The sequence below is a fragment of the Streptomyces sp. NPDC006207 genome (assembly GCF_040613835.1).
Taxonomy (GTDB): Bacteria; Actinomycetota; Actinomycetes; order Streptomycetales; family Streptomycetaceae; genus Actinacidiphila.
In genome coordinates this window covers 1-24,649 of sequence record NZ_JBEXSX010000041.1, presented here as the reverse complement: position 1 = coordinate 24,649, position 24,649 = coordinate 1, and the positions used below count along the sequence as shown (strand labels likewise).

Annotated in this window: 30 protein-coding genes; 17 read left to right on the top strand and 13 right to left on the bottom strand. The window is 73.7% G+C overall.

Annotated elements, in window-relative coordinates; genetic code table 11:
- Positions 1 to 11: 11 nt before the first annotated feature.
- Entirely contained in the window at positions 12 to 752 is a 741-nt protein-coding gene (locus tag ABZ312_RS28580; RefSeq protein WP_500439053.1) for a TSUP family transporter, read from the bottom strand.
- A 254-nt stretch (positions 753 to 1,006) separates the two neighbouring features.
- Between ABZ312_RS28580 and ABZ312_RS28575 the strand changes: the two genes are divergently transcribed.
- The 6 genes from ABZ312_RS28575 to ABZ312_RS28550 all read left to right on the top strand — a co-directional run bounded on the left by ABZ312_RS28575 (position 1,007) and on the right by ABZ312_RS28550 (position 6,410).
- The gene (locus tag ABZ312_RS28575) at positions 1,007 to 2,644 is read left to right on the top strand and encodes a phosphodiester glycosidase family protein (RefSeq protein WP_500327681.1); all 1,638 of its coding nucleotides are present in this window, start codon (positions 1,007 to 1,009) and stop codon (positions 2,642 to 2,644) included.
- A gap of 130 nt (positions 2,645 to 2,774) precedes the next feature.
- Complete coding sequence (locus ABZ312_RS28570) at positions 2,775 to 3,890, top strand: PP2C family protein-serine/threonine phosphatase (protein ID WP_500327682.1); 1,116 nt, start codon at positions 2,775 to 2,777, stop codon at positions 3,888 to 3,890.
- Positions 3,891 to 3,932: 42 nt separating this feature from the next.
- Positions 3,933 to 4,154 carry a hypothetical protein gene (locus tag ABZ312_RS28565; RefSeq protein ID WP_500327684.1) on the top strand — a complete coding sequence of 74 codons (222 nt, stop codon included), beginning with the start codon at positions 3,933 to 3,935 and terminating at the stop codon, positions 4,152 to 4,154.
- Positions 4,155 to 4,224: 70 nt separating this feature from the next.
- Positions 4,225 to 4,920 carry a TetR/AcrR family transcriptional regulator gene (locus tag ABZ312_RS28560; RefSeq protein WP_500327685.1) on the top strand — a complete coding sequence of 232 codons (696 nt, stop codon included), beginning with the start codon at positions 4,225 to 4,227 and terminating at the stop codon, positions 4,918 to 4,920.
- A gap of 41 nt (positions 4,921 to 4,961) precedes the next feature.
- On the top strand, positions 4,962 to 6,167 hold the full coding sequence (locus ABZ312_RS28555) for a cytochrome P450 (RefSeq protein ID WP_500327686.1): 1,206 nt from the start codon (positions 4,962 to 4,964) through the stop codon (positions 6,165 to 6,167).
- 21 nt (positions 6,168 to 6,188) lie between these two features.
- Positions 6,189 to 6,410 (top strand): ferredoxin, encoded by a 222-nt coding sequence (locus ABZ312_RS28550; protein WP_500327687.1) that lies wholly within the window; start codon positions 6,189 to 6,191, stop codon positions 6,408 to 6,410.
- A gap of 13 nt (positions 6,411 to 6,423) precedes the next feature.
- On the opposite strand, the gene ABZ312_RS28545 is transcribed toward ABZ312_RS28550, so the two are convergent.
- A complete protein-coding gene (locus ABZ312_RS28545) occupies positions 6,424 to 7,371 on the bottom strand; it encodes a glycosylasparaginase (protein ID WP_500327689.1) in 948 nt (315 codons plus the stop codon).
- A 575-nt stretch (positions 7,372 to 7,946) separates the two neighbouring features.
- Between ABZ312_RS28545 and ABZ312_RS28540 the strand changes: the two genes are divergently transcribed.
- A complete protein-coding gene (locus ABZ312_RS28540; protein ID WP_500439052.1) occupies positions 7,947 to 8,855 on the top strand; it encodes a DivIVA domain-containing protein in 909 nt (302 codons plus the stop codon).
- Between the two features lie 212 nt (positions 8,856 to 9,067).
- On the opposite strand, the gene ABZ312_RS28535 is transcribed toward ABZ312_RS28540, so the two are convergent.
- Both ABZ312_RS28535 and ABZ312_RS28530 read right to left on the bottom strand, forming a co-directional pair.
- Entirely contained in the window at positions 9,068 to 9,769 is a 702-nt protein-coding gene (locus tag ABZ312_RS28535; RefSeq protein ID WP_500439051.1) for a hypothetical protein, read from the bottom strand.
- A 59-nt stretch (positions 9,770 to 9,828) separates the two neighbouring features.
- Entirely contained in the window at positions 9,829 to 10,575 is a 747-nt protein-coding gene (locus tag ABZ312_RS28530; RefSeq protein ID WP_500360186.1) for a class I SAM-dependent methyltransferase, read from the bottom strand.
- 145 nt (positions 10,576 to 10,720) lie between these two features.
- Here ABZ312_RS28530 and glgA point away from each other — a divergent pair, with 145 nt between their 5' ends.
- The 4 genes from glgA (at position 10,721) to ABZ312_RS28510 (ending at position 15,142) form a co-directional block, all read left to right on the top strand.
- A complete protein-coding gene (gene glgA / locus ABZ312_RS28525) occupies positions 10,721 to 11,926 on the top strand; it encodes a glycogen synthase (protein WP_500439050.1) in 1,206 nt (401 codons plus the stop codon).
- 17 nt (positions 11,927 to 11,943) lie between these two features.
- A complete protein-coding gene (glgC, locus tag ABZ312_RS28520) occupies positions 11,944 to 13,161 on the top strand; it encodes a glucose-1-phosphate adenylyltransferase (RefSeq protein ID WP_499509120.1) in 1,218 nt (405 codons plus the stop codon).
- Positions 13,162 to 13,373: 212 nt separating this feature from the next.
- Complete coding sequence (locus ABZ312_RS28515; protein WP_500360185.1) at positions 13,374 to 14,399, top strand: permease; 1,026 nt, start codon at positions 13,374 to 13,376, stop codon at positions 14,397 to 14,399.
- Positions 14,396 to 15,142 (top strand): TIGR03943 family putative permease subunit, encoded by a 747-nt coding sequence (locus tag ABZ312_RS28510; protein WP_500332330.1) that lies wholly within the window; start codon positions 14,396 to 14,398, stop codon positions 15,140 to 15,142. Before ABZ312_RS28515 ends, ABZ312_RS28510 begins: the two co-directional genes overlap by 4 nt.
- A 15-nt stretch (positions 15,143 to 15,157) precedes the next feature.
- Here ABZ312_RS28510 and ABZ312_RS28505 read toward each other — a convergent pair whose 3' ends face one another.
- From ABZ312_RS28505 to ABZ312_RS28495, 3 genes are all read right to left on the bottom strand, one after another.
- The gene (locus ABZ312_RS28505) at positions 15,158 to 15,577 is read right to left on the bottom strand and encodes a PPOX class F420-dependent oxidoreductase (protein WP_500332331.1); all 420 of its coding nucleotides are present in this window, start codon (positions 15,575 to 15,577) and stop codon (positions 15,158 to 15,160) included.
- A gap of 127 nt (positions 15,578 to 15,704) precedes the next feature.
- Positions 15,705 to 15,992, bottom strand: coding sequence for an SH3 domain-containing protein (locus ABZ312_RS28500; protein WP_500360182.1), 288 nt, complete (start codon positions 15,990 to 15,992; stop codon positions 15,705 to 15,707).
- A gap of 44 nt (positions 15,993 to 16,036) precedes the next feature.
- Positions 16,037 to 16,348 carry a hypothetical protein gene (locus ABZ312_RS28495; protein WP_500332333.1) on the bottom strand — a complete coding sequence of 104 codons (312 nt, stop codon included), beginning with the start codon at positions 16,346 to 16,348 and terminating at the stop codon, positions 16,037 to 16,039.
- A 163-nt stretch (positions 16,349 to 16,511) separates the two neighbouring features.
- Here ABZ312_RS28495 and ABZ312_RS28490 point away from each other — a divergent pair, with 163 nt between their 5' ends.
- Positions 16,512 to 17,297, top strand: coding sequence for a hypothetical protein (locus tag ABZ312_RS28490; RefSeq protein WP_500360180.1), 786 nt, complete (start codon positions 16,512 to 16,514; stop codon positions 17,295 to 17,297).
- Between the two features lie 30 nt (positions 17,298 to 17,327).
- Here ABZ312_RS28490 and ABZ312_RS28485 read toward each other — a convergent pair whose 3' ends face one another.
- Complete coding sequence (locus ABZ312_RS28485; RefSeq protein WP_500360179.1) at positions 17,328 to 17,531, bottom strand: hypothetical protein; 204 nt, start codon at positions 17,529 to 17,531, stop codon at positions 17,328 to 17,330.
- A gap of 155 nt (positions 17,532 to 17,686) precedes the next feature.
- Between ABZ312_RS28485 and ABZ312_RS28480 the strand changes: the two genes are divergently transcribed.
- Entirely contained in the window at positions 17,687 to 18,694 is a 1,008-nt protein-coding gene (locus ABZ312_RS28480; protein ID WP_500332335.1) for a zinc-binding alcohol dehydrogenase family protein, read from the top strand.
- 288 nt (positions 18,695 to 18,982) lie between these two features.
- Here the strand turns inward: ABZ312_RS28480 and ABZ312_RS28475 are convergent, their stop codons facing one another.
- Genes ABZ312_RS28475 through ABZ312_RS28465 form a run of 3 tightly spaced genes read right to left on the bottom strand, consistent with a single transcriptional unit; the run spans position 18,983 to position 19,874 of the window.
- Positions 18,983 to 19,186, bottom strand: a complete 204-nt coding sequence (locus ABZ312_RS28475) for a globin family protein (RefSeq protein WP_500439049.1) — start codon at positions 19,184 to 19,186, stop codon at positions 18,983 to 18,985.
- Positions 19,132 to 19,443: a group III truncated hemoglobin gene (locus ABZ312_RS28470; protein WP_500439048.1), complete on the bottom strand. Its 312-nt coding sequence runs from the start codon at positions 19,441 to 19,443 to the stop codon at positions 19,132 to 19,134. Before ABZ312_RS28470 ends, ABZ312_RS28475 begins: the two co-directional genes overlap by 55 nt.
- The gene (locus ABZ312_RS28465) at positions 19,440 to 19,874 is read right to left on the bottom strand and encodes a hypothetical protein (protein ID WP_500439047.1); all 435 of its coding nucleotides are present in this window, start codon (positions 19,872 to 19,874) and stop codon (positions 19,440 to 19,442) included. The genes ABZ312_RS28470 and ABZ312_RS28465 overlap by 4 nt, the downstream gene beginning before the upstream one ends.
- 175 nt (positions 19,875 to 20,049) lie before the next feature.
- Here ABZ312_RS28465 and ABZ312_RS28460 point away from each other — a divergent pair, with 175 nt between their 5' ends.
- The 4 genes from ABZ312_RS28460 to ABZ312_RS28445 all read left to right on the top strand — a co-directional run bounded on the left by ABZ312_RS28460 (position 20,050) and on the right by ABZ312_RS28445 (position 22,451).
- On the top strand, positions 20,050 to 20,727 hold the full coding sequence (locus tag ABZ312_RS28460; RefSeq protein ID WP_500332338.1) for a class I SAM-dependent methyltransferase: 678 nt from the start codon (positions 20,050 to 20,052) through the stop codon (positions 20,725 to 20,727).
- Between the two features lie 283 nt (positions 20,728 to 21,010).
- Positions 21,011 to 21,436: a hypothetical protein gene (locus ABZ312_RS28455; protein WP_500332339.1), complete on the top strand. Its 426-nt coding sequence runs from the start codon at positions 21,011 to 21,013 to the stop codon at positions 21,434 to 21,436.
- A 255-nt stretch (positions 21,437 to 21,691) separates the two neighbouring features.
- Entirely contained in the window at positions 21,692 to 22,039 is a 348-nt protein-coding gene (locus ABZ312_RS28450) for a S26 family signal peptidase (RefSeq protein WP_500332340.1), read from the top strand.
- 148 nt (positions 22,040 to 22,187) lie between these two features.
- Complete coding sequence (locus ABZ312_RS28445) at positions 22,188 to 22,451, top strand: response regulator transcription factor (RefSeq protein WP_500332341.1); 264 nt, start codon at positions 22,188 to 22,190, stop codon at positions 22,449 to 22,451.
- A gap of 91 nt (positions 22,452 to 22,542) precedes the next feature.
- On the opposite strand, the gene ABZ312_RS28440 is transcribed toward ABZ312_RS28445, so the two are convergent.
- On the bottom strand, positions 22,543 to 24,390 hold the full coding sequence (locus tag ABZ312_RS28440) for a glycoside hydrolase family 15 protein (RefSeq protein WP_500358638.1): 1,848 nt from the start codon (positions 24,388 to 24,390) through the stop codon (positions 22,543 to 22,545).
- Positions 24,391 to 24,475: 85 nt separating this feature from the next.
- Positions 24,476 to 24,616, bottom strand: coding sequence for an ATP-dependent DNA ligase (locus ABZ312_RS28435; protein WP_500323706.1), 141 nt, complete (start codon positions 24,614 to 24,616; stop codon positions 24,476 to 24,478).
- Positions 24,617 to 24,649 lie beyond the last annotated feature (33 nt).

Here is a 24,649-nt window from a genome sequence, read left to right as displayed (position 1 = left end):
ACGCGGACCGCTCAGAGGGTGACGAGCCGTACCGCCGCGAGGAGGGTCAGGGCGACGGTGACGCGCTCGAAGACCTTCGGGCTGATGCGGCTGATGGTCGCGCGGCCGGCGGCGGCCCCCGCCAGCACCGCCGGGGCGGCCATCGCACCGAAGGCCAGCGTGTCGGGCGTGATCAGCCCCAGGGCCACGCTGAAGGGCACCTTGAAGGCGTTGAGCAGCAGGAAGAACCAGGCGCTGGTGCCGAGGAAGCTCAGCATCGGCAGCCCCACGGCCAGGAAGTACAGCGCCATGATGGGGCCCGCCGCGTTGGCCGTCATCGTGGCGAAGCCCGCGAGGATCCCGGCGCCCGCGGCGACGGCCCTGTGCTGGGCGACCGAGTCGTCCGGACCCCGGCGCCGGCTCCACCAGTGGACGGCGAGCATCAGCAGCAGCAGCGCGCCGATGAGTTCCCGCATCCGTGCGTCGTCGATCCGGTCGACGACCACCGCGCCCAGCAGCACCCCGACCACCACCCACGGGAAGAGCCGCACCAGCCGCCCCCAGTCGGCGTGCCGGCGGTAGGCGGCCACGGCCACCACGTCGCCGACCAGGAGCAGCGGCAGCAGCACGCCGGTGGACAGCTTGGCCGGCAGCACCAGCGCGAACAGCGCCACCCCCACCGTCCCGGCCCCGGACACCCCGGTCTTGGAGTAGCCGACGAGGAAGAGGGCGAGCAGCGCCACGGCCCACTGCGCCGGGTCGAGCGAGGGCATCAGGGCCGCCGGGGGACGGAGGGTACGAAGGTCACGCCATGTTCTTACCTGGCCCTCGCGCCGCCGCCGCGACCGGGGTGGGTCCGGCGGCACGGCCGCACGCAACTTCGCCATGGTCGCGCCCGGTTGTCACCGAGGGTTCCCCGGGGGGCCGTCGCCGCGTGGGCTGCCCGTCCCCGTGCGCGTCTGGGATGGCGATCAAGGACCGGGCGGCGCCAGGCGGCGCCCGGTGGAAACCAACGTCAGGAGAGCGAATGTCCGTCACAGCCGCCGAACCGCGCGACAGGGCGCGCCGGGTGGGGCAGGCCGCGCGGAGGGGGGCGGTGTTCGCCGCAGCCCTCACCATGGTCGCCGTCGTCCCGCCGGCCGTCGCGGGGGCGCAGTCGCCCGCCGCCTCCGGTGCGCACGGGGTCGTGTGGACGACGCAGCAGGTGGCGCCGGGTCTGCAGGTCCGCAGCGGCGAGCTGCGGGACCCCGCGGCCGCCGGGGTGTGGACGGTGACCGTGCAGGCCCCCGCCGTCAACCGGCTGACGGGCGCCGCCACGTGGGCTCCGCTGGGTGACCGCGCCTGGGCCGACGCGACCGCCGCGCGGCTGCGGGAGGCCGGGTTCGAGCCGCGGCTTGAGGCGGTGGAGTGGGACACCTACGCCGACACCCCGCGCGGCGTGATGGGCTGGCAGGTCCGGGTCGGCCGGTACGCCACGCAGGCCGAGGCGGGCCCGGCGAACGCGGCGGTCGTGGCCGCCGGTTTCCGTACGTCGACGGAGTGGACCGGTTACGACGGACGGCAGGCCGCCGACGGCGAGCGCATCCACGTGGCCGTGGTGGACCCGGCGCGGCTGCGCGGGTCGGTCGAGGTGAGCGACGGCGGCAACGTCGCCGACCGGGAGAAGACCTCGGCGGTCGCCGGCCGGCTGGGGTCGCTGCTCGGGGTGAACGGCGGCTTCTTCATCACTTCGGACGCCGACGGCGTCCAGGGCACCGTCGCGGGTCTGTCCGCGGTGGACGGCCGGCTGGAGTCGATGGCGGTCGGCTCGCGTGCGGCGCTCGTCCTCGGCGACGGCGGGCGGCGGCCGCGGATCGCGGACCTGTCCACCACGGTCACCGTGCGGGCCGGGTCCGCCCGGTACGCGGTGCAGGGCATCAACCGCGTGCCGGGCAAGGTCCGCAACTGCGGCCGCCCCGGCGGCGTCCCGACCGAGCAGCCCCGCCACGACACGACCTGCACCCTGGCCGACGACCTGGTGGAGTTCACCCCCGCCTTCCGCACACCGCTGCCCACGGGCAGCGGTGTGCAGGTGGTGCTCGACGCGCACGGGACGGTGCTCTCCACCGGCGCCCGCGGCGGCTCCGTCCCCGAGCGCGGCACGGTGCTGCAGGGCACCGGCGCGGCGGCGACGTGGCTGACCGGGCACGCGCGGACCGGCAAGCGGCTGGTCGTGCGGGAGATCGTCCGGGACGCCGAGGGGCGTCAGGTCAAGCTCGGTCCCGGCGACAGCATCGTGAGCGCGGCGCCCACCCTGGTGGAGGACGGTCGCGTCCACATCGACGCGGCCACCGAGGGCACCCTGGACCCGCTGGACCTGTCGTTCGGTTTCGCGTGGTCCAACGTCCGCCAGCCGCGGACGATGGCCGGCATCGACAGGCGGGGCCGTCTGCTGCTGGTCACCGTGGACGGGCGGCAGCCCGGGGTGAGCGAGGGCTTCACCCTCGGCGAGGCGGCGCGGTTCATGCGGTCCCTGGGCGCGGTGCAGGCCCTCAACCTGGACGGCGGCGGCTCGTCGGCGATGGTGGTCGAGGGCGCCCTGGTCAACGTCCCCTCCGACGCGACCGGTGAGCGCGCCGTCGGCGACACGATCCAGGTCCTGCCGGGTCGCCGCGGCCAGGACTGACACGGGCCGCCACCGCCAGGCCGCCCCTGACGACCTCCGACCACCCCGGGCCTCGCTCCGGGGTGGTCGGCTGGTCCGTCCGGCCGGAAGGTCGACCTTCCTTCTCTTTTGCCCCGGTATGATGCGCTTCGTGATCATGTCCGGATGGCCGCGGCGCCGACGCGCCCGCCTCGACGGCCGCTGGGAGGCTCCCTGGCTGTCCCCGGTGATCCTGACCGTGCTCATCGCCGCCCTGGCGTTCGCCACCCCGCGCGAGATCGCGATCAGCCGCCTGCTGCCCGTCGCGCCCGCCCTGGCAGCCGCGATGTGGCCGGTGCTGCCGACCGTGCTGCTGGGCGCGTTCTGCCTGCTGGTCATGGTGGGCCTGAGCTTCGTCTACACCGACCTGGGCACCCCGTACACCGGGGCCGCGATCGTCGCGGTCACCCTGGCGGCGGCGTACGCCAGCCACGTGCGGATCCAGCGCGAGGAGGCGCTCTTCCACGCCCGGATGGTCGCCGACGCGGCGCAGACGGTACTGCTGCGGCCGCTGCCGCGGCGCATCCAGGGCCTGGAGATCGAGTCGCTGTACCTGGCGGCACAGGAGCAGGCGCGCATCGGCGGCGACTTCTACGAGGTGGCCGACACGTCCCACGGGGTGCGGCTGCTCATCGGCGACGTGCGCGGCAAGGGGCTGTCCGCCGTAGGCGCGGCCTCCGCGCTCAGCGGCTGCTTCCGCGAGGCGGCGCACGACGAGCCTGACCTGCGGGGCATCGTCCGCCGTCTGGAGACCAGCATCATCCGCCACAGCTCCGGCTATCCCGGCCCGGACCTGCCGGAGCGCTTCGCCACCGCCGTGATCGCCGAGATCCCGCACGGCGGCGGCCGCCTGCGACTGCTCAACTGCGGGCATCCGCCGCCGATCCTCATGCACGCCGGCCGCATCCGGGTGCTGGAGCCGACCGCCGCCTCCCCACCCCTGAACCTCGCCGAGCTCATCGGGGACACGTACGTCGTGGACACCCACGCCTTCACCGCCGGCGACCAGCTGCTGCTCTACACCGACGGCGTCACCGAGACCCGCGACCGCGCCGGGGCGTTCTTCGCGCTGCCGGACTGGCTGCGGCGCCAGAGCCCGGCAACGCCCCGCGAACTGCTGGACCGGCTGCACCGGGAACTGGTGCACTACAGCGGCGGGCGGCTGGAGGACGACATCGCCGCGCTGGCCCTGCGCTCGCCGCACGTCGTGACCCGCGACGCCCCGTAAATCGCTGTCGCGCGGACGCGGCCCGGCCCTACGCTCACCGCCATGCCCCGACCTCACGGATTCTCCTACCGCCGGCGCGGCGACGGCACCGTGGTCGTCACCCACGGCGCGCACACGGCCGCCGTGCTGCGCGGGGAGCGGGCGGAGCGCTTCCTGGAGGAAGTGGAGCGCGGTGACGCCCAGCTGGTGATGGCCCGCTGGACCGGCAACTACAAACGGGGCAACGAGCGCACCGCCCGCGCCCACCCCCGCAACCACGGCTGACCGGCCCCGGCGGGCCCACCGCCGCCGTACACAAAATGTACAGATTGATGTCGTTTTGTAGACTTTCCTCATGGAACGTCGCCGGCCGGCGGATGCCGGATCCGCGACCGCGGTGGGCGCACCGCGGGTGAGCCTGCGCGCGCAGCAGCGGCACCTGACCCACAACCGGGTCCTGGACGGGGCGGTCGAGGTCTTCGCCGCCAAGTCGTTCGTCGCCGCCACCATGGAGGACATCGCCCGCGCGGCCGGGGTCACCCGGGCCACGGTGTACGCGCACTTCCGCGGCAAGGCGGAGGTCATCGCCGCCCTGACGGACCGGGTGTACCAGGTCACCGACGGCCTGTACGCCGAGCTGGCCGCCGTCCCGGAATGGACCCGCTCCGGCGTCCGCGACTGGCTGGAGCACGCGGCGGCGAGCTGGCGGGCGCTCGCGCCGACCATCCGCGTACTGCTGGCCGCCACCCCGTCCGCGGCCGGTGACGACGGCAGCGCCCGCGACCGCTACCTGGCGGCGCACGAACGCTACGTCACCCTGCTCACGGCCCCGCCCCGGCGCTGGCAGGGCGTCACCCCCGCGCAGGCACGGCAGCGGGCCCTGATGGCGGTGCTCCAGACCGGGTCGTTCCTCACCGCCTGGATCGCCGGCGGCCTGCCGGTCGACACCGACGACCCGCTGGAACTCCTCGCCGACGACCTGTGCCACCTTCTGCGCCCCGCCCTCGCCGACCGGCCCGCCGCGCCCCGGCGTCCCCGCGGACCGTCGTGAGGACCGGACCCGACTCCCCGAGCTCACTGGAGGCATGCGCCATGGCCGCGACCGAGCCCCGGAACTACCCCTTCACCGAAGCCGACCGCCTGACCGTCGACCCGGCCTTCGCCGAACTGCGCAAGGACGAGCCGCTGTGCCGGGTCCGGTTCCCCTACGGGGAGGCCGCCTGGCTGGTCACCCGGTACGAGGACGTCAGGACCGTCCTGGGCGACCCCCGGTTCAGCCGGGCCGAGGCCGTCCACCGCGACGAGCCGCGCCTGCGGCCGCACCGGGGCCTGGAGGGCAGCATCCTGGACCTCGACCCCCCGGACCACACCCGGCTGCGGCGGATCGTGGCCAAGGCCTTCACCGCCCGGCACATCGAACGCCTGCGGCCCCGTACCGAGCAGATCGCGGCCGAACTGGCCGACGGCATGGTCGCGCACGGCGCGCCGGCCGACCTCGTGGCGGACTTCGCCCTGCCGCTGCCGGTCACCGTCATCTGCGAACTGCTCGGCGTCCCCCTCGGCGACCGGGCCGACTTCCGCACCTGGTCCGACGCGTTGCTGTCCACCACCAAGTACACCCCGCGGGAGGTCCAGGACTGCACCGACGCCCTGATGGCCTACATGGCCGGCCTGATCGCCGAACGCCGCGCCGCGCCGCACGACGACCTCCTCGGCGCCCTCGTCGACGCCCGCGACAACGACGAGCGGCTGTCGGAACGGGAACTGCAGGTCCTGGCGATCTCCCTGCTGGTCGCGGGCCACGAGACCACCGCCTCGCAGATCCCCAACTTCGTCTACACGCTGCTCACCCACCCCGGGCAGCTCGCGGCACTGCGCGCCGACCCCGGTCTGGTCCCCGGCGCCGTCGAGGAGCTCATGCGCTACGTCCCCCTGGGCAACGGCGCGGGCATGCCCCGCTACGCGCTGGACGACGTCGAGCTCAGCGGCGGCACCGTACGCGCCGGGGACGCGGTGGTCGTCTGCCCCGTGTCGGCCAACCGCGACGAAACGGTGTACACCGACCCCGACCGGCTCGACGTGCTGCGCCAGGAGGCCTCCCACGTCGGGTTCGGGCACGGACCTCACCACTGCCTGGGCGCCCAACTGGCCCGTATGGAGCTGCAGGTGGCCCTGCGCACCCTGCTCGACCGGCTGCCCGGACTGCGCCTCGCCGGACCGGACGAGAGCGTCGTGTGGAAGTCCGGCGTCGCCCTGCGCGGGCCCGAGCGGATGCCGGTCATCTGGGACCGGACCTGACGACACCGGAGGACACGCATCATGACCTGGCAGATCGAGGTGGACCGCAAGACCTGCATCGGCACCGGCTCCTGCGCCGGGATCGCCCCCGAGCATTTCGAGCTCCGCGACCGCAAGTCCTGCCCCAGGCACCCGACGGCCGAACCGGACGAGCTCCTGGTCGACGCCGCGGAGTCCTGCCCGGTGGAGGCCATCACCATCCGGGACGCGACCAGCGGGGAACTGATCGCGCCCCAGCCGTAGGCCCGGACGGCCCTCAGAGCAGCGTGCGCGGGCGGAGCTCCGGCTCGGTGGAGGCGTCGGTCATCACGGCGTAGACGCTGCCCTCCTGTCCGGCCGCGCCACCGTGCCGCCCGTCCGGCGTGAGCGCCAGTGCCCGCAGTTCGGACCGGTACTCGTCGGGCAGGCCGGCCGCCTCCTCCAGCGCGACCCGGCACGCGTCGGCGGGCTCCTTGCCCAGCGCCAGCAGGTCGACCACCGTACGCGCCGTCCCGCCGCGCAGGCTCAGCTCGCCGCGTCCGGTGCAGGCCGCCCCGCCGCCGCGCAGGTCGCACCAGTTGCCCGCCCCCGGGACGGCGGAGTCCCCCACCCGTCCCGGGTACTTGAAGGGGTAACCGGAGGTCGAGACGCCCACGCACATCTCGCCGTGCGCGTCCAGCGCGATGATGTTGATCGTCCCCCACGGCCCCTCGTGCGGCGCCATCCGCCGCACCAGCTCCAGCGCCGCCCGCCGGTAGCGGTGGTCACCGTCCACGGCCGGGGTGTTCTCCCCCTCCACCGCCTCGGCCGCGGTCAGCAGCTGCTCGCGCCACATGGCCCGGGACTCCTCGGTCAGCAGTTCGGCGCCCTCGAACCCGTTCTCCCGCGCGAACAGCGCCGCGCCCTCCCCCACCAGCAGGCAGTGCTGCGGCAGCCGTTCCATCACCGCGCGCGCCACCGAGATCGGATTCGGGAACCCGCGCAGCGCGCCGACCGCGCCGAACCTGCGGTCCGAGCCCGTCATCACCGACGCGTCCAGCTCGACGACGCCCTGCGCGTTGGGGAGCCCGCCGGTGCCGACGTAGTGGTCGGTGAGGTTGTCCTCGCAGCGGCGCATCGCCGCCTCCACGGCGTCCACCGCCGTCCCGCCGCGCCGCAGGACGTCCATCCCGGCCGGCAGGCCGACCTCGCTGCGCTCGCTTCCGATGATGACGGGCCGCGTCATGGGATTCCCTTCGCTGGTGGGTCGGGCCGTGCGGGCGCCCGGCACCTGGCACGAGCTGGTACGACGTCGTCGCGAGCCTAGGCCCGGGCTCGCGCGGGCTGGTCAGGGGCCGGGGGCTGCCGCGAGGGCGCGCAGTTCGTCGCGGATCCGGCCGCCGGTCATCGCGACGGCGGAACGACCCCGGCCGCGGGCGGATCCACGCGGCACCTGGTACACCGTTCGGCCCACCCCGACGGGGAAGAACCGCGCCCCTCCGCCCCCACCCGGCATCTCCATGCGCATCCCGTACCCCGGCCCCGGGGGCCCGTATTCACCCGTCCGGCCCTTTCGCCGGGCGCGGAGGGAAATCCACGCTGTCTGCGGACGCGGTGACGACGCGGATGATCACAGTTGCCACTGCGCCGCCCGTAGTTGCGCCATCCACGCCGTTCGCCCGGGTCCCACGATCGGCGCAGGTGACACCGCCCGCACCGCCCCCACGCGGTGTTCCCGGGCTGCCCCGGCCCGGCCCGCCGCCCAAGCTGGAGTTGACGGATGCGGTCAGGACTTGTCGACGAAGACCTCGAGGTGAGCAGATGGCACAGACGCCGATTACCCCCGAGAACGTGCGCAGGATGCAGTTCACCACCGTCCGCCTCCGCGAGGCCTACGACGAGCGCGAGGTCGACGACTTCCTGGACGAGGTGCAGTCCGAGCTGACCCGGCTGCTGCGGATCAACCAGGACCTGCGCGCCGCGCTCTCCGCCGTCGAGTCCGCCGACCGGCAGCACGAGGAGCCCGAACTCGAGGTGGCGTCGGCACCCGAGCCCGAACCCGAACCGGAGCCGGAGCCGGAACCCGAACCCCAGGCGGCGCCGGAACGCGTCCCCGTCCCCGCCGCCGAGGTGGCGGAGCCCGCGCGGCTCGCCGAGCCCGCCGAGGCCGAGGAGGTCACGGACGGGCAGCCCGGGTTCGCCGTCGACAGCACGGCCCGCCTGCTCGCCCTGGCCGAACGCACCGCCGAGCAGGCCGTCGCCGAGGCCCGCGCCGAGGCCCACAAGATCGTCGGCGAGGCCCTCGGACAGGCCGAGAGCCTGCGCCGGGACGCCCGCGACCGGGCCCTGGCCCTCGAGCACGAGGCTCGCGAGAAGCACCGTCAGGCGATGACCACCCTGGCCTCCGCCCGCACCGCGCTGCAGCGCAAGGTCGAGGACCTGCGCACCTTCGAGAACGCCTACCGCACCCGCCTGACCGCCCACATGCAGTCCCAGCTGCGCCGCCTCGACCGCGACCTCGCCCGTTCCCTCGCGCCGCCGCCCGCTCCCCCGACGGTCTCCCTCACCCGCGCCACCGCCAAGCGCACCGCGGAAGCCCGGCCCGTCCCCCCGGCCCCCACCCCGGCCATGGCCGCCGCCCCTGACCCGGCCGCCTCACCGGCTCCGGCCCCGGCCCCGGACACCGCCACCCTCACCACCGCGGGCTCCCTGAGCGGCGAGGAGGACTAGGCCGTGTCGTCAAATGAGCGCCGGCCGCCCGGAGGGCGGGCCCAGCGGCGTCTGGTGCGGTGCATCGCAAGGCGGAGAGTCGTCCTCGTAGTGGGCTACTCGGACGATTCGACAACGCAGCGTGGGGGCACCCCCGGCCGAAGGCTGGGGGAGTGCCGTGCCAGGCGTCGCTGGGCAGGCGGGCATTTGACGACACGGCCTAGGAGCGCCGGTCACCACATGACCGGACGGTTGGCGCAGGAGTACTCGTCCGCGACGTTGAACACGCCGGCACAGCCCGGGCACTCCGCCGAACCGAACAAGTGGGCGATCCCGTCGGCGAGGGCCCGCTGACCGTCGCGGACGCAGATCCCGTGCATCCACCGGCCCGTTCCGGTGAGTTCCCCTGCGTCCGCCGCACGCAGGTCCCGCCGGATCTCCTCAGGCCCGTCCCACACCTGCGCGTAGCACCCGAAGCCGCCGACGGCGATCGTCACCTCGACACCGCAGTGCGGACACTCCACTCTGATGATGTCGTCCGTGAAGCCCTCCAGGACGTTCGCCCAGTGGTACTCCCCCCTCACCGCGAGGAGGGCGAGGAAGGACGCGAGGTAGTCGGCGGGCCTCGACCGCAGGTGCCGGTCGAGCACCTCGCCGAACTTCGCGATCACGGCGGCGCAACCGGCCAGAAGGTCGTCGCGACCGTGCCGGCCGGCCGCGCGCGCCAGGATCCTCCCGGCCAGGGCGCGTGCCTCCGCGCTGTGCGCGGCGAGGCGCACGAGGCGTGGCAGGGACGCGAAGCTCGCCGGGGACACCAGGTCGTGCTCGAGCACGAGGCGCCACCCCAGTTCCTTCCACGCTTCAGGGTCGTCCCGGCACTCCACCCGCGCCAGGAGTTCCGGAACGCGATCGACGTCGGACCAGCAGTCAGGCATGTGCGCCCACTCCACCATTCCGGCATTGAACCGTGCCGGGGCAGCGGGGGGCGACCCGGTCACCCTTCGGCGGCGGGGAGCCGGTAGACGGAGACGTGGGAGCGTGACTCGGCGGTGAACTCGGCGCCCTGCCAGTCGGCGTGGCGGGACTCCAGCGTGAATCCGGCCAGCTGGGCCATGAGGTCGAGCTCCGAGGGCCAGATGTAACGGTGCGGGGAACGGAACAGCCGGGCCGGCTCGCCGTCGGTGAACCGGAAGTGGTGCGAGACGACCCGCTGCCCCAGGACGTCGTAGGTGTCCAGCCCGATGTAGCCGGATTCGGAGTGGAAGACGACCGCCTGCTGGCCGGGTGGCAGCTTGCGCAGCTCGGGGACCCACAGTTCGATCACGAAGCACCCGCCCGGCTCGAGATGGCGGGCGGCGTTGCGGAAGCACGCGACCTGTGCGGCCTGGGTGAGCAGGTTCGAGATGGTGTTGTAGACGAGGTACACGAGCCGGAAGGTGCCCGGGGCGCGGGCGGCGGTCATGTCGCCGGTGACGACCGGGATCGACGCGTCGTCCGCCTTGGTGCGCAGTCGGTCGATCATGGGCTGTGACAGCTCGATGCCGCTGACGGGTACGCCTCGCCGCGCGAGCGGCACGGCCACGCGGCCGGTGCCGATGGCGAACTCGAGCGCCCGTCCGCCGTCGGCGAGTCCCGCGAGGCGGTCCACGACCGGCCCGAGTACGTCCGGGGCGAACATGCCGGTGCCGGGGGTGTCGTAGTTCCGGGCGGTCTCCTCGCTCCAGATCTCGTCCTGTCGCATGCGCCCGACGATCCACCAAGCGGGAGGCGAAGTCGAAGGAATTCCGCGCAGGGCATCACACGGCGAAAGCCGGGGAAGACGGATCGAACACCGTTCTGCGGGGCATGGATGTCCCAACACGGCGACGGGACCCGGGGAGGCGCCCGTGAAGGTGGCACTGCTCACGCGGGAGTTCCCGCCGTACGTCTACGGCGGGGCGGGCGTCCACGTGGAGTTCCTGGCGCGCGAGCTACGGTCCCTGACGGATCTTCAAGTCCATTGCTGGGCCGGGGCGGACGGCGCGGACGTGACGGGAGGCACGGAGGACGCGGGCGGCCCCGGCGTCAGCCGGCACGCCGCCGCCGCGGAGCTCGGGGGCGCGAACGAGGCGTTGCGCAGCCTGTCGGTCGACCTGTCGATGGCCGCCGCGCTGGCCGGCCGGGACCTGGTGCACTCGCACACCTGGTACGCCAACCTCGCCGGCCACCTGGCCAAACTGCTGTACGGCGTCCCGCACGTGATGACCGCCCACTCCCTCGAACCGCTGCGCCCCTGGAAGGCCGAGCAGCTCGGCGGCGGCTACGCGCTCTCCAGCTGGGCGGAGCGGACGGCGGTCGAGGCCGCCGACGGCGTCATCGCCGTATCACACGGGATGCGCGCGGACATCCTGCGGAGCTACCCGGCGCTCGACCCGGCGCGTGTGCACGTGGTCCACAACGGCATCGACACGCGCCTGTACCGGCCGGACGGGTCCACGGGGGCGCTGACCGCACACGGCGTCGACCCGGGCCGCCCGTACGCACTGTTCGTCGGCCGGATCACACGGCAGAAGGGGGTCCCGCACCTGCTGCGGGCCGCCCGGCGGATCGATCCGGACCTGCAGATCGTGCTGTGCGCCGGGGCGCCCGACACCCCGGCCATCGACCGCGAGTTCCGCGAGCTGGTGGAGGAACTGCAGGCCGTACGCGGCGGGGTGATCTGGATCCCGCAGATGCTGCCGCGGCCCCAGGTGGTGCAACTGCTCACGCACGCCGCGGTGTTCGTGTGCCCGTCGGTGTACGAGCCGCTGGGCATCGTGAACCTGGAGGCCATGGCGTGCGGCACCCCGGTGGTCGCCTCCGCGGTGGGCGGGATCCCCGAGGTGGTGGAGGGCGGAGTGACCGGGCTCCTGGTGCCGTACGAGGAGAAGGACCCGGAGGCCTTCGAGGCGGCGCTGGCCGCGGCGGTCGGCGCGGTGGCCGGCGATCCTGCGGCGGCGGCCCGGATGGGGACGGCGGGACGCGAGCGGGCGGTGGCGGAGTTCGGGTGGGACGCGGTGGCCCGCCGCACCGTGGGCGTGTACGAGGAGATCGGCAAGTCGCAAGGGCGGTAGCGGCAAAGGGGGCAGGGATGCGCGGCGGACCTTCGGTGCTGGGAATCGTGCTCGCGGGCGGCGAGGGCAAGCGGCTGATGCCGCTGACCGCCGACCGCGCCAAACCGGCGGTGCCGTTCGGCGGCGCCTACCGGCTGGTGGACTTCGTCCTGTCCAACCTCGTCAACGGCGACATCATGCGCATCTGCGTGCTGACGCAGTACAAGTCGCACTCCCTGGACCGGCACATCACCACCACCTGGCGGATGTCGAACCTGCTGGGCAACTACGTCACCCCCGTCCCGGCGCAGCAGCGGCTGGGCCCGCGGTGGTTCCTCGGCAGCGCGGACGCCATCTACCAGTCGCTGAACCTGGTGTACGACGAGCAGCCCGACTACATCGTCGTGTTCGGCGCCGACCACGTGTACCGCATGGACCCCCGGCAGATGCTGCGCCAGCACATCGAGGCGGGAGCGGGGGCCACGGTGGCGGGCATCCGCATCCCGCGTGACCAGGCCTCCTCGTTCGGGATCATCACCCCGGGACCGGGTGGGGTGCGGGTGGAGCGGTTCCTGGAGAAGCCCGCCGATCCGCCGGGCCTGCCCGGTGACCCCGACCGGGTGTACGCCTCGATGGGCAACTACGTGTTCACCACCAAGGTACTGCTGGACGCACTGGCCCAGGACGCCGAGGACGACTCCTCCGTGCACGACATGGGCGGCAGCATCATCCCGCTGCTGACCGCCAAGGGGCAGGTGCAGGTCTACGACTTCGACGACAACCACGTGCCCGGCGAGACCGCCCGCGACCACGGCTACTGGCGGGACGTGGGCACCCTGGACGCCTACTACGACTCCCACCAGGACCTGATCTCGGTCCACCCGGTCTTCAACCTCTACAACGACCAGTGGCCGCTGTACACGCACTCGCTGCGGCTGCCCCCGGCGAAGTTCGTGGCCGGCGGGATCGCGGGCGAGTCGATGGTCAGCCCGGGCTGCATCATCTCCGGGCAGGTCACGCAGTCCGTGCTGTCGCCGGGGGTCGTGGTGGAGGAGGGCGCGGTGGTGCAGGGGTCGGTGCTGCACGACAACGTCCGCATCGGGCGCGGCGCGGTCGTGCGCCGCGCCATCCTCGACAAGAACGTCGTCGTGCCCGCCGGCGCCACCGTGGGCGTCAACCCGGAGCGTGACCGTGAGCTCTACCACGCCTCCGCCAACGGTGTCATCGCGCTGGGCAAGGGCCAGCACGTGCTTTGACCGGGCGGCCGGGCCGGGCGCGGGCCGGACTCACACCGCGGTGGGGCCCGCCGCTCCTCCCCCGCTCCCGCCGCGTTCGCCGCCATCGTGGGACTGCCCGCACCAAGGCTGCGCAAAGTCCTGGCGGGGCATGAGACGGCGTGACGGGCCGCGGCGTAGGGAGGGTGCAGTTCCTTCCTCACGTCCCCCTGCCCGCCGGAGGTAGCACGCCCGTGACCGTCACCAAGGAGGCCCCGGCGCCGGCCGGGACCGCACGGCAGGACGCCGGGCGGCCGGATCCGGAACAGGGGTGGCGGGTCAGTTCGCCGCTGGTGCTGACGTTGCTGCTGCTCGTCGCCCTGATGCTGCAGGGACCGGTGCGCGGGGCGCTGTCCGCGCCGGTGATGCAGAGCTGGATGACCGTGTTCGTGGCGGTGGTGGTGCAGGCGTTGCCGTTCCTGGTGCTGGGCGTCGTGCTCTCGGCGGTGCTCGCGGTGTGCGTCCCGCCGTCGTTCTTCGCGCGGGCGCTGCCGCGCCGGACCGCGGTGGCGGTGCCGGTGGCGGGCGTGGCGGGGGCGGTCCTGCCGGGTTGCGAGTGCGCGTCGGTGCCGGTCGCGGGGGCGATGGTGCGGCGGGGGGTGGCTCCGGCGGCGGCGCTGACGTTCCTGCTGTCCGCGCCGGCGATCAACCCGGTGGTGCTGACCGCCACGGCCGTGGCCTTCCCGAACGAACCGCGCATGGTAGTCGCCCGGTTCGTCGCGAGCCTGCTGGTGGCCTGCGCCATGGGCTGGCTGTGGCAGCGTCTGGGGCACGCCGACCGGTTGCGCCCCGCGGCGCACCCGTCGGCCGAGGGGCAGGGCAAGGGTGCGGCGTTCTGGGGTTCGGTACGGCACGACGTGATGCACGCAGGCGGGTTCCTGGTGGTCGGGGCGATGGCGGCGGCCACGCTCAAGTCCTTCGTGCCCGAGGACGTCCTGCGGCTGGCGTCGGGCAACCCGGTGGTGTCCGTGCTCGCGCTGGCGGTGCTCGCGGTGGTGCTGTCGATCTGCTCGGAGGCCGACGCCTTCGTGGCCGCGTCCTTGTCGCAGTTCTCCCTCACCGCCCGGCTGGTGTTCCTCGTCGTGGGGCCGATGATCGACCTGAAGCTCTTCGCGCTGCAGGCGGGCGCGTTCGGACGCGCGTTCGCGGTGCGGTTCGCGCCCGCCACCTTCGCCGTGGCCGTCGTGGTGGCGTCCCTGACCGGGACGGTGTTCTTGTGAACCGGGAGGCACAGGCCGCCGTGCTGCTCCTGACCGGGGTGGCGATGCTCCACGCCGGGCTCAGCGACCTCTACCTGCGCTACGTCAAGGCCGGGCTGCAGCCGCTGCTGCTGGCGGCCGGCGCCGTGCTGGTCGTCGCCGCCCTGGCGACCGTCTGGTACGAACTGCGCCGCCCCCGCCGCGCTCGCCGTACCGGGGCGGACCCGGACGAGGGGCATGCGCACGACGCGGGGCACGCGCACCCGCACCGCGAGCCGAAGGTCGCGTGGCTGCTGGTGCTGCCGCTCGTCGCGCTCGTCCTGGTCGCCCCGCCCGCCCTGGGCTCCTACTCCGCCGCCCGGACCGGCACGTCCGTCCCGCGCCCCTTCGGTTTCCCCGCCCTGCCCGCGGGGGACCCGCTGCGGATGGAGACCGCCGACTACGCCGGCCGGGCGGTCTACGACCACGGGCGGTCCCTGGGCGGCCGTCAGGTCACCCTCACCGGGTTCGTCAGCATCGGCCGCGACGGCACCCCGTACCTGACCCGCATGGTGCTCAACTGCTGCGCGGCCGACGCCCGCCCGGTCAAGATCGGCCTGACCGGGCAGGTGCCGCCCGTCCTGCGGCCGGACGCCTGGCTGGACGTCACCGGGACCTACACCGCGCGCAGGGCGAAGGACCCGGTCAACGAGGGTCCCATCCCGTTCCTGGACGTGAGCCGGGCCCGGCCGGTGCGGGCGCCGTCGGAGCCGTACGAGGGCTGACGCACCGGCCCCCGGTCAGCCCGGCTGGCTGCTGTCCTTCAGCGTGCCCCAGCCGTGCCAGCGCTCGACCTCGATCAGGGCGCTCACGCGCTCGCGGTCCCGCTGCGGGTAGGCGCGGCCCAGGTACTGCTGGGCCAGCCGGTCGATGTCGGCCAGGTCGCTGTCCTCGCGCAGTTCGGCGACGCGACCGACCACGGTGACGTGGGTGTACCAGTTCCCCTCGTCCAGGACCGTGAGGGTGACCCGGGGGTCGTTGCGCATGTGCTCCAGACGCTTGCGGCCACCGTCCATGTTGACCAGGACCCGGCCGTCGTCCCAGAGGTACCAGGTGGCCGTGGACACCGGCTGGCCGTCGGCCCTCAGCGTCGTGATCACGGCCGGGTTGGGCTTCTTCAGCATCTCGATCGCGGCCGGGGGAAGCGGGGGCTTGGACACGGGAACTCCTTCTCGGTGATCTTCGGCGCTGCGCCCTCACCGTGCCACATCCCGCCCGGCCGGACGGCGGCCCGGACCCGGCGCGCCCCGCGGTATCCGTCGAAGGGGCGCGCGCCGGGTCGGCACGTCAGCAGAACCAGCCGTCCTGGACCCAGCCGTGGCGGTTGATGTCGCCGTAGGCGAACCCGTAGGCCCAGTCGCCCTGCTTGCTCTCGACGGTGAAGGTCTGGCCCTTGTAGAGGGTGCCCATCCAGGCGCCCAGCGGGGCGGTGCGGACGTAGAGGTCCTGGGCGCAGACGGTCTCGCGCCGGCCGATCGTCCCGTCGGCCGCCCGGGCGGGCACGGCGGTGGTCAGCACGGCGACGGTGAGGGCCGCGACGGCGGTGGCGGCGCGGAGCATCCGGGGTGCGGGCATGCGGGTGGTCCTTCCTGTCGTGGGGGTGACGGTGCGGGAGGGGGTCACCAGGAGCCGTAGCCGCCGAGGCACTCGACGCGGACGTAGCCCCAGTCGCCCTTGCCGAAGTCGAAGGTGGCGGCCCAGCCGTTGTAGACGGGGTGGGCGCCGCGGGTGTGGCCGACCTTGTTGCCGTAGCCCAGGACGCGGATCAGCCCGTGGGGACCGGAGGCGCTGTCGTAGTTGGCGTAGAAGCTGGCGCTCTGGCACACGATGATCGCGTGCTCGGGCGGCACCGCGGCGTGCGCGGGCTGCGTCATCAGTGCGCACGCCGCCGCTGCGGCGGTGGCGGCCAGCGTCTTGGTCACCGTCCTCATGAATGGTCCTCTCGTGGTGGGTGTCGCGGATCAGGATGGCGGCCCGTTGTCTATGCGGGTAGAGGGGGTGGGGAAAATTTGCGTGCCCATGACATTTCGTCTTGGCGTCGAGCCCGAACAGGCCCCCACCCCGGCCCGGTTGCCCCCTCGATAGCATGCGCGCATGCCCGAGGACAGCCTGATCGAAGTGACGCTGGTCGACGCGGCGGACGGACTGCCGTTCGGCCGCTCGGAACTACCCTCAGGACAACTCCCGGAGTCCTTCGCGCCGGAGACCCGGCTCGACCTCGGCGGGGCGGTGTGGCAGGTCGTACGGGCGCAGCCCGCCGACCGCACGGCCTACCTCGCCTCCGGGCGGCTGGTCCTGACGCTCCGGCGCCTGGGGACGGTGGACCCGCGGCAGGTCGCCTACACCCTGCCGACGCTCTGCGCGGAGCTGCCGCCGCTGGCGCCGGCCGACCCCGCCGCGGACGACCTGGAGGTCCACGAGGACGAATGGCGCCAGGCCGAACTGGTGGAACGCCGCTGCGCGGCCCAGGTCGAGGCGGAACTGGCGGACATCACGCGGATCTTCCGGGAGCACGCACGAACAGTCGGGGAAGGCGAGGAGGCCGTCCAGGTGTTCGACGAGCTGCACCTGCGGGAGACGCCGGCCGAGCCGCTGACGGGCGCGCTCACCCGGCAGCGGCTCTTCGACGTGCTCCCGGCGTCGCACACGTACGCGGGGGTGGCGCTGCGGGACGGACAGGGGCGGGTCGCCGACTCGTTCGCCGCCCGCGTCGGTCCGGTCACGGTGTACGGCCGCTGCGCCGGCGACCGGGTCGTCACCCTGGGCCTGACCCCGGCGGCGCGGGCGACGGTGGCGGTGCCGGGACTGGCCCAGCTCATGCGGGAGTTCGGCCTGGTGCTCGTCGACTGGTGCGCGCCGCGCCGCGAGGAGCTGCCGTAGCCGGTGGCCTGCCGCTTCGCGGCGGGGACCTCACGTCCACACGCCGGGGCCGGCCCCGCGCCATTCGACGAGGTCCGGGTCGGCCAGGTCGATGGCGTCGGGATCGAGGCCGGCGCGCCGCAGGAACTCCTGGAAGCCGCGGAGGTGGTACGCGATCCCCAGGATCTCGCCGTCCACGCGGACGCGCCGGCCGCCGCCCGTCGATGGCGGCATCACGATGACGCGACGCTGCATGCCGTCAGGATGACCCGTCCGGCCCTGCCCCGCATCCCGGCCGCCGGGCGGAGCCCCCGGGAACGGCACCCGGATGGTCCGGCCGCCGCTGCCGGGCACGGACGGGCGTGACAAGCTGGCCGGAACCCGTCAGCGCACCGAGGGAGCCTGCGGTCATGACCGAACGGACGATGCGGGCCGTCGCCTCCTACCGGGGCCTGCCCGTGGAGGACCCCGAGAGCCTCGTGGACGTCGAGGTGCCGGTGCCGGATCCCGAGCCCCGCGACGTACTGGTGCGGGTGCAGGCGGTGTCGGTCAATCCCGTCGACATCAAGGTCCGCCCCGGGCTGCCCGCCTCCGACCGGCCCCGCATCCTCGGCTTCGACGGCGCAGGCGTGGTCGAGGCGGTGGGTGAGGGGGTGACCACCCTTCAGGTGGGGGACGAGGTCTGGTACGCCGGGGACCTCACCCGCGCCGGCAGCAACGCCGAGTTCCAGGTCGTCGACGAGCGCCTCGTGGCCCGCAAGCCGCGCAGCCTCGGCTTCGCGGAGGCCGCCGCCCTGCCCCTGACCGGCATCACCGCCTGGGAGACCCTCTTCGACCGGTTCACCCTCGACGCCGGGTCCACCGGCACCCTGCTCGCGCTGGGCGGCGCCGGCGGTGTGGGCTCGATCCTCATCCAACTGGCGAAGCAGCTGACCGGCCTGCGGGTGCTGGCCTCGGCCGGCCGCCCCGAGACGGCGCAGTGGGTCACCGGGCTCGGGGCCGACGCCGTGGTCGACCACCACGACCTCGCCGCGACCGCCGCCGCGGCGGCCCCGGAGGGCGTCGACTACCTGCTCTCCCCGCACTCCGCCGGCAACATCGAAACGTACGCCCGGATCATGCGTCCGGGCGGGCACATCACGGCGATCGACGAGCCCGAGGGGCTGGACCTGCTGCCGCTGAAGGCCAAGAGCATCGCGTGGCACTGGGAGTTGATGTTCACCCGGCCGATGTTCCGGACCCCCGACATGATCGAGCACAAGAACCTGCTGCAGAAGATCGCGACCCTGGTGGACGACGGCCGCATCCGCAGCACCGTCACCACCACCATCGAGGACTTCTCTGCCGCCGGGCTGCGCCGCGCCCACGAGATGGTGGAATCCGGCCGGAGCATCGGCAAGATCGTCGTCACCCGCTGACAGCTCCCGGCGGCGGACGCGGCACCTCTCCGGCACCGCCGCCACGGCACCCCTCGGAGCCGTCCTGGGCTCTGACCGTGATCAATCTCCAGGACAGCAGCGCGAGCGGCACGATCGAGGCTCGCGCCAAGCAGGGGGTGGTCTGGGGGCCGGAGCCGGCCGGTCTCGACCATGGACCTCGACGGACAGCACCTGCACCTGTGGTTCCTCGGCGACTGAGACGAGGGGTCCCCGGCCGACGACAGCCTGATGCGGGGGCGCCCGCCGCCGGGGCGGCCGAAGCGGATCCTAGAGCGCTTCGCCGCCTTCGTGGCGGCGGATGGTGACGTACTCGCTCGCGTCGCGGCCGGCCAGACGGCGCTGGAGGGATCCGGCGATGCGGCCGGCCTGCCGCTTGGCGAGTTCGGCCTTCTCACCGTGGAAGAGCGCGTCCACCGTCAGGGTCCACAGCGCCAGCCAGCGGGCGAAGTGCGCGGGGCCCAACGGGGCCATGCGGTGAGGGCCAGATGCGGGGCCAGCGCGTTGCGCTGGTACCGGCCGGCCGCGAACAGCACCGACTCCCAGAAGTCACACATGACCGGCAGATGCGCGTCCAGGTCCATCCGGGCCACCTCGGTGAAGACCGGACCGATCAGGGGATCGGCGAAGGCCCGGCGGTAGAAGGCGGTCACCAGCCGTTCGACGTCCGCACGGTCCGCGAGGTCACGACCCGTCCCGCCCGCCACGGCGACGGGCCCGGGCGCGCTCACAGCCGCTCCAGGACGAGCGCCGCGCCGCATCCTGCCAGGCACAGTGCCTTGACCACCTCGAGCGCGACGTACCGCAGGTGCGCGCGGCTGCGCGGGCCGGTCTCCCCGGCGAGGACGGCGGCCGTGCGGCGGTTCAACGCGGGCCGGACCACGAACAGTTGTGCAAGGAGCACGGCGACGGCCCCCGCGCCCAGGCCCAGCGCCACCGGCCCCGGCACCTCCCACGCCACCGCCACGGCGGCGATCGCCGCGAGCACGGCCTCGACGCGGTTCAGCGCACGGAAGACGATCCGTCCGATGCCCAGGCCCAGGGGCACGGTGATCCCCTCGGCGCGGAACTTGAGGGGCGCTTCCAGGAACGAGATCCCGAGCACCATCCCCAGCCACACGAAGACCGCGGCCACCTGCGCCAGGACGGCGCCGGCGTTCACCGGGCCCTCCGCTCGGGGTGGCGCCGGGCGGTGCGCACGGGATGGCGTCGGATGCGGTGAAGGTCCATGCCCTCACCCTAGCGTAAATGTGCATTTCAGATGCACATTTGAGTCGGCCGTCACAATCCCCCCAACCCACTTGGGGAACAGGCGGATCGACACCGAGAATGGTCCGATGACCTCGCCCGATCTGCTGCCGGACCACCGGCTCGAGCGCACCGCCGTCGTCGCCAACAACACCATGAACCGCGAGCGGGGTCTGACCGGCGCCAACAGCTACGCCCGCGAACTCGGCTTCGACCCGGTCGGCCATCTGCTGGCCCGCACCCCCGAGCCGCGCTGGCTCGACCTGTGCAGCGGGGAAGGGCTGGCCCTGCGGGAGGCCGCGGGCCGCCTGCCGGCGACGGCGCGGCTGACCGGCGTCGACCTGGTGGGGCCCCTGGCACCGGCACCCCTGCCGCCCACCGTGGAGCTGGTCACGGCGTCGGTGACGGACTGGGAGCCCACCGCCCCGTACGACCTGATCACCTGCGTGCACGGCCTCCACTACGTCGGCGACCGGCTCGCAACGCTCACCCGCGCCGCAGGCTGGCTCCGGCCCGGCGGTCTGCTGACCGCCCACCTCGACCCCGCCTCGATCCGCTGGGCGGATGACGGCGGCCCTGCCGGGCGGTTCGCCCTGGCCGCCCTACGGGCCGAGGGGTTCACCTACAGCGCGCGCCACCACCGCCTCACGCTCACCGGGCCACGCACCGTCCGCCTCCCCCTGCGCTACGTCGGCGCCGACCCCGATGCGGGACCCAACTACACCGGCCAGCCCGCCGTCGCCGCCCATTACCGGCGCGCCGACTGAGCCACGGACCGCCGGCACCCCGACTGGCGACGCTCCTGTCAAGTCCCGAAATCCAGCGACGTGACGCGTGAGCGGCCGTAGGGCCTACTGGAGACATCGCCACTTCTCCGGCTCACGCAAGAGCACGACGTCGCCGGCGACGACATCGGCCCGACAGGGCCGGCCGGAGGCACGGGCCGCAACGGCCCGCCGCGGACGGGGGCGGAGGTCCTCACGCCCTCCTCGGACCTCCGCCCTTCCGCGACACCCCTCCCCGCACACCTCCCGGAAAGAAGCACCTGCCATGTCCAGGCACACACTGCAGCGGCCCGTCGCCCTGGTGATGGCCGCCCTGGCGGTCGCCGCCGGCACCACGGGTGCCGCGCACCTGACCCACACCTCCGCCGACCGCCCCGCACCGTGCTCACGGGAGGGGATTCCCGGGGACGACAAGGGCGCGGCGGGTCCGGGCGGCGTGCCCGGCCTGCCCGTAGCGGCGGGCGCGTCCGGATGCGCCGTGCCCGGCGCCCTGCCGGACAAGCCCGAGGACCGGCTCTCCGTCGTCGACAAGACCCGGATCGTGGTGCTCATGGCCACCGGCGAGGCCCGAGGTTCCGAGGTGACGGCACAGTACAAGGTCTCCGAGGACCGGGTCGCGACCTGGAAGGCGCAGCTGCTCATGGGCGACTGGTCGGGACTCCTCCTTCCCGACACCCGCACCGCCCCCTGACCGTCCCACCCCGCGGCAGGACCCGGCGGGGCCGCCGCGAGGCCCTGGGGCCGGCCGCCACGCCGGGCGCGGGAAGGACTCGCCCGGTGGGTCCTTCCGTCCGGCGGCGCCCATCCCCGCACGGCGCGCTTCACCCAGCAGGTGAATCGCGCCTTCTCGCGTGCCGCCGCCGGAGACCGTCAACCGACGGCACGTCATCCGGGGCGCCGGAATAACCGGTTGGCCGACAGATCGGGCATACGTCACCATCGCCCCATGGGAGCACTGGACGCGGTGGCGGGCAGGCTGGCCGGCGGGGCGAGCGTCGAGTTCCGGCCCAGCGGCTCTTCGATGGTCCCCTTGATACGCAGCCGCGGGCTGGTGACCGTCGCCTCGGTGGACCCGTCGAAGCTCGAGGTCGGCGACATCGTGCTCGCCCGTGTCGCGGGCACGGTGTACCTGCACCTGGTGTCCGCGGTGGACCCGGCCAGGAAACGGGTGCAGATCAGCAACAACCGGGGCCATGTCAACGGCTGGACCGGATACGGCCGGGTCCACGGGATCTGCACGTCGGTCGACGGTGTCCCCCGCCCTCGCACGGCGGGCAAGGTCCGCGCCTCGTGACACGTCTGTGACGGTCGGCGGACGGGGTCATGACGTCGCAGCGCGAAGGTGGTTCATAGAGGGCAAAACGCCCTATTCGGACATCCATCTCCTGCTACCGAGGGCGTGAGCAGGGACCGCAGCCGCCGAGCCGCCGAAGGACACCACCATGAGCTCCGCACCCACCACGCCCCAGGCCGACACCAGCCCCGACGCCGACACCGCCGGGACCGGCGGCGACGTCCCCGAACTCGCCCCCCGCGAACGCGAGACCCTCCGCCACATCGCCGCGGGCCGCACCTACCTCCAGACCGCCCGCCACATGGGACTGTCCAAGCACACCGTCGACGCCTACCTCCGCCGCATCCGCGCCAAGCTCGGCATCTACAGCACCGCGGAACTCACCCGCACCGCCGTCGCCCTCGGACTGTGACCCCGTCCGCACGGTAGGTGACCGCACCCGGGGCGGCGGGCGCGGTGCCACCGCGGAGACACCGACCCGGCGACCACCCCGGCACCACGGATCACGACGTCGCACCCACCTCCACGCGCGCGGCACGCCGCGCACGAGCCAGGTTCACCCCGCTGGCGATGATCCCGATGTGGCTGAACGCCTGCGGGTGGTTGCCCGCGAACTCCCCCGTCGTGGGGTCGATCTGCTCCGACATCAGCCCGAGCGGGCTCGCCCGGCCGCACAGCGAGGCGTACAGCTCCTCGGCCTCCTCGATCCTGCCCTGGCCGGTCAGGTTGTCGACGAGCCAGAAGCTGCACAGGACGAAGGCCCCCTCGTCACCGGGGAGGCCGTCCGGCGACTCGTCGTGGAGGTAGCGGTGGAGCAGTCCGCCGCCGGCCGAGAGGCGGTCCGCGATCGCCGTGGCGGTGGCGACCATCCGCGGATGGCTCACGGGGACGACCTGCCGCAGCGGGAGCGCGAGCAGGCTGGCGTCGAGTCCACCGCCGCCGTCCAGGTACCGGCCGAGGGTGTGCACGTCCCCGTCCCACGCGCGCTCGAGGATCAGCCGGCTCAGTGCGTCCGCGGAGGCCCGCCACGCCGCGGTCCGACCGGGCAGGCCGAGCCGCTCGCCGATCGATGCCGCCCGGTCGAGGGCCACCTGGCACATCCCGGCGGAGTAGGTGAACACCCGGCCTTCGCTGCGCACCTCCCAGATGCCCTGGTCGGGTTCCCGCCAGGCCCGGTCGGCGGTCTCCGCGAGCCGGCACAGGCCGCTCCACAGCGCGGGCTGGAGGGCGCCGCCGGCGAGCAGCCACTGGTCCGCGCAGTCCAGCACCTCGCCGTAGACGTCGTGCTGACGCTGGTCGGCGGCTCCGTTGCCCCACCGTACGGGGGCCGAGCGCCGGTAGCCCTCCAGCCCGGGGTCCTCGGCCTCACCGGGCACCGGGCAGCCGTCGACGTCGTACATGATGCGGGGCCGCCGGCTGTGCTCGAACGCGTCCAGGACCCAGCCGAGGAACGCGTCCGCCTCGCCGCGGAAGCCGATCCGGCGCATGGCGAACACGGTGAAGGCGGCGTCGCGGATCCAGGTGTAGCGGTAGTCCCAGTTGCGGATCCCGCCGACGGGCGCGGGCAGGGAGGACGTGGGCGCCGCGACGAGGGAGCCGTTCGTCCAGTCGTCACAGAGCTTCAGGGTGATCGCGGACCGGCGGACCAGGGGTTCCTCGGGGCCGTCGTAGCCGAAGTCGGTCATCCAGCGCCGCCAGGCGTCGGCGGTGCCTGCCACCATCGCCTCGGCGTCGAACCGGTGGTGCCGGTGGAAGCGGCCCCAGGACAGCACCAGGTCGAGGCGCTCGCCCTGCCGCAGGTCATGGGCGCTGTGCAGGGACTCCAGCGGCCGGCTGGAGCGCAGGTGCAGCCGCAGGTCCGGCCGGCGCGGCACGCGGACCTCCAGTCCGCTGAACAGCGCCTGGGCCTGCGCACCGCCGCGCGGTTCGACGTCGACGCGCAGGCGTACGCGGCCGTCGAGGACGACGGCCGAGCGGACGAGTTCGCCGCGGTCGGCGGGGGCGTCGTCGGTGAGGTCGGCGCCGGAGCGCAGCACCAGCGCGTCGGTGACGCGCACCGTGCCGGTGGGGCAGCGCAGTTCGGTGACGAGGACGCCGGTGTCGGGCTCGTAGCGCTGGCGGGCCTCGCGCAGTTCCTCCGGCGCCACGGTGAAGTGCCCGCCGCGGGCGGGGTCGAGCAGGCCGCAGAACAGGGGTGCGGCGTCGAACCGGGGCAGGCACAGCCACGGGAGGGAGCCGTCGAGGCCGACGAGGGCCGCCGTCCTGCCGTCACCGATGAGGCCGAAGTCCTCGAGCGGCAGGTAGCCGTCGTGCCTGCGCACCTGCCGGAACGGCGGATCCAGTTCGAGCATGCCGCCTCGCTTCCACGCGACTCCGACCGACGCGGGTTGCCGCGGGCCGCCAAGTCGGCCTGGCGGTAGGAGGATCCGCCGGGGGTCAGGAGTCGTCGGCGTGGAGGTTCTTGACCTTGATCCAGTCACGGCTGCGGCGACCCGGAAGGTACGTACTGGTCAAACGCTTCGCCACCACACCGTCGTACCCCTCCTGACGGATGTAGTGCAACGCCTCACTCGCCATCGCCGGCCAGTACGGCGGCACCACCACATGCGG

What these genes read in the sequence shown, in the direction of transcription:
- ABZ312_RS28580 (WP_500439053.1), bottom strand. Translation starts at nt 752, where the DNA reads ATGCCCTCGCTCGACCCGGCGCAGTGGGCCGTGGCGCTGCTCGCCCTC.
- ABZ312_RS28575 (WP_500327681.1), top strand. Translation starts at nt 1,007, where the DNA reads ATGTCCGTCACAGCCGCCGAACCGCGCGACAGGGCGCGCCGGGTGGGG.
- ABZ312_RS28565 (WP_500327684.1), top strand. Translation starts at nt 3,933, where the DNA reads ATGCCCCGACCTCACGGATTCTCCTACCGCCGGCGCGGCGACGGCACC.
- ABZ312_RS28560 (WP_500327685.1), top strand. Translation starts at nt 4,225, where the DNA reads ATGGAACGTCGCCGGCCGGCGGATGCCGGATCCGCGACCGCGGTGGGC.
- ABZ312_RS28555 (WP_500327686.1), top strand. Translation starts at nt 4,962, where the DNA reads ATGGCCGCGACCGAGCCCCGGAACTACCCCTTCACCGAAGCCGACCGC.
- ABZ312_RS28550 (WP_500327687.1), top strand. Translation starts at nt 6,189, where the DNA reads ATGACCTGGCAGATCGAGGTGGACCGCAAGACCTGCATCGGCACCGGC.
- ABZ312_RS28545 (WP_500327689.1), bottom strand. Translation starts at nt 7,371, where the DNA reads ATGACGCGGCCCGTCATCATCGGAAGCGAGCGCAGCGAGGTCGGCCTG.
- ABZ312_RS28540 (WP_500439052.1), top strand. Translation starts at nt 7,947, where the DNA reads ATGGCACAGACGCCGATTACCCCCGAGAACGTGCGCAGGATGCAGTTC.
- ABZ312_RS28535 (WP_500439051.1), bottom strand. Translation starts at nt 9,769, where the DNA reads ATGCCTGACTGCTGGTCCGACGTCGATCGCGTTCCGGAACTCCTGGCG.
- ABZ312_RS28530 (WP_500360186.1), bottom strand. Translation starts at nt 10,575, where the DNA reads ATGCGACAGGACGAGATCTGGAGCGAGGAGACCGCCCGGAACTACGAC.
- glgC (WP_499509120.1), top strand. Translation starts at nt 11,944, where the DNA reads ATGCGCGGCGGACCTTCGGTGCTGGGAATCGTGCTCGCGGGCGGCGAG.
- ABZ312_RS28500 (WP_500360182.1), bottom strand. Translation starts at nt 15,992, where the DNA reads ATGCCCGCACCCCGGATGCTCCGCGCCGCCACCGCCGTCGCGGCCCTC.
- ABZ312_RS28495 (WP_500332333.1), bottom strand. Translation starts at nt 16,348, where the DNA reads ATGAGGACGGTGACCAAGACGCTGGCCGCCACCGCCGCAGCGGCGGCG.
- ABZ312_RS28490 (WP_500360180.1), top strand. Translation starts at nt 16,512, where the DNA reads ATGCCCGAGGACAGCCTGATCGAAGTGACGCTGGTCGACGCGGCGGAC.
- ABZ312_RS28485 (WP_500360179.1), bottom strand. Translation starts at nt 17,531, where the DNA reads ATGCAGCGTCGCGTCATCGTGATGCCGCCATCGACGGGCGGCGGCCGG.
- ABZ312_RS28480 (WP_500332335.1), top strand. Translation starts at nt 17,687, where the DNA reads ATGACCGAACGGACGATGCGGGCCGTCGCCTCCTACCGGGGCCTGCCC.
- ABZ312_RS28475 (WP_500439049.1), bottom strand. Translation starts at nt 19,186, where the DNA reads ATGGCCCCGTTGGGCCCCGCGCACTTCGCCCGCTGGCTGGCGCTGTGG.
- ABZ312_RS28460 (WP_500332338.1), top strand. Translation starts at nt 20,050, where the DNA reads ATGACCTCGCCCGATCTGCTGCCGGACCACCGGCTCGAGCGCACCGCC.
- ABZ312_RS28455 (WP_500332339.1), top strand. Translation starts at nt 21,011, where the DNA reads ATGTCCAGGCACACACTGCAGCGGCCCGTCGCCCTGGTGATGGCCGCC.
- ABZ312_RS28450 (WP_500332340.1), top strand. Translation starts at nt 21,692, where the DNA reads ATGGGAGCACTGGACGCGGTGGCGGGCAGGCTGGCCGGCGGGGCGAGC.
- ABZ312_RS28445 (WP_500332341.1), top strand. Translation starts at nt 22,188, where the DNA reads ATGAGCTCCGCACCCACCACGCCCCAGGCCGACACCAGCCCCGACGCC.
- ABZ312_RS28440 (WP_500358638.1), bottom strand. Translation starts at nt 24,390, where the DNA reads ATGCTCGAACTGGATCCGCCGTTCCGGCAGGTGCGCAGGCACGACGGC.
- ABZ312_RS28435 (WP_500323706.1), bottom strand. Translation starts at nt 24,616, where the DNA reads ATGGCGAGTGAGGCGTTGCACTACATCCGTCAGGAGGGGTACGACGGT.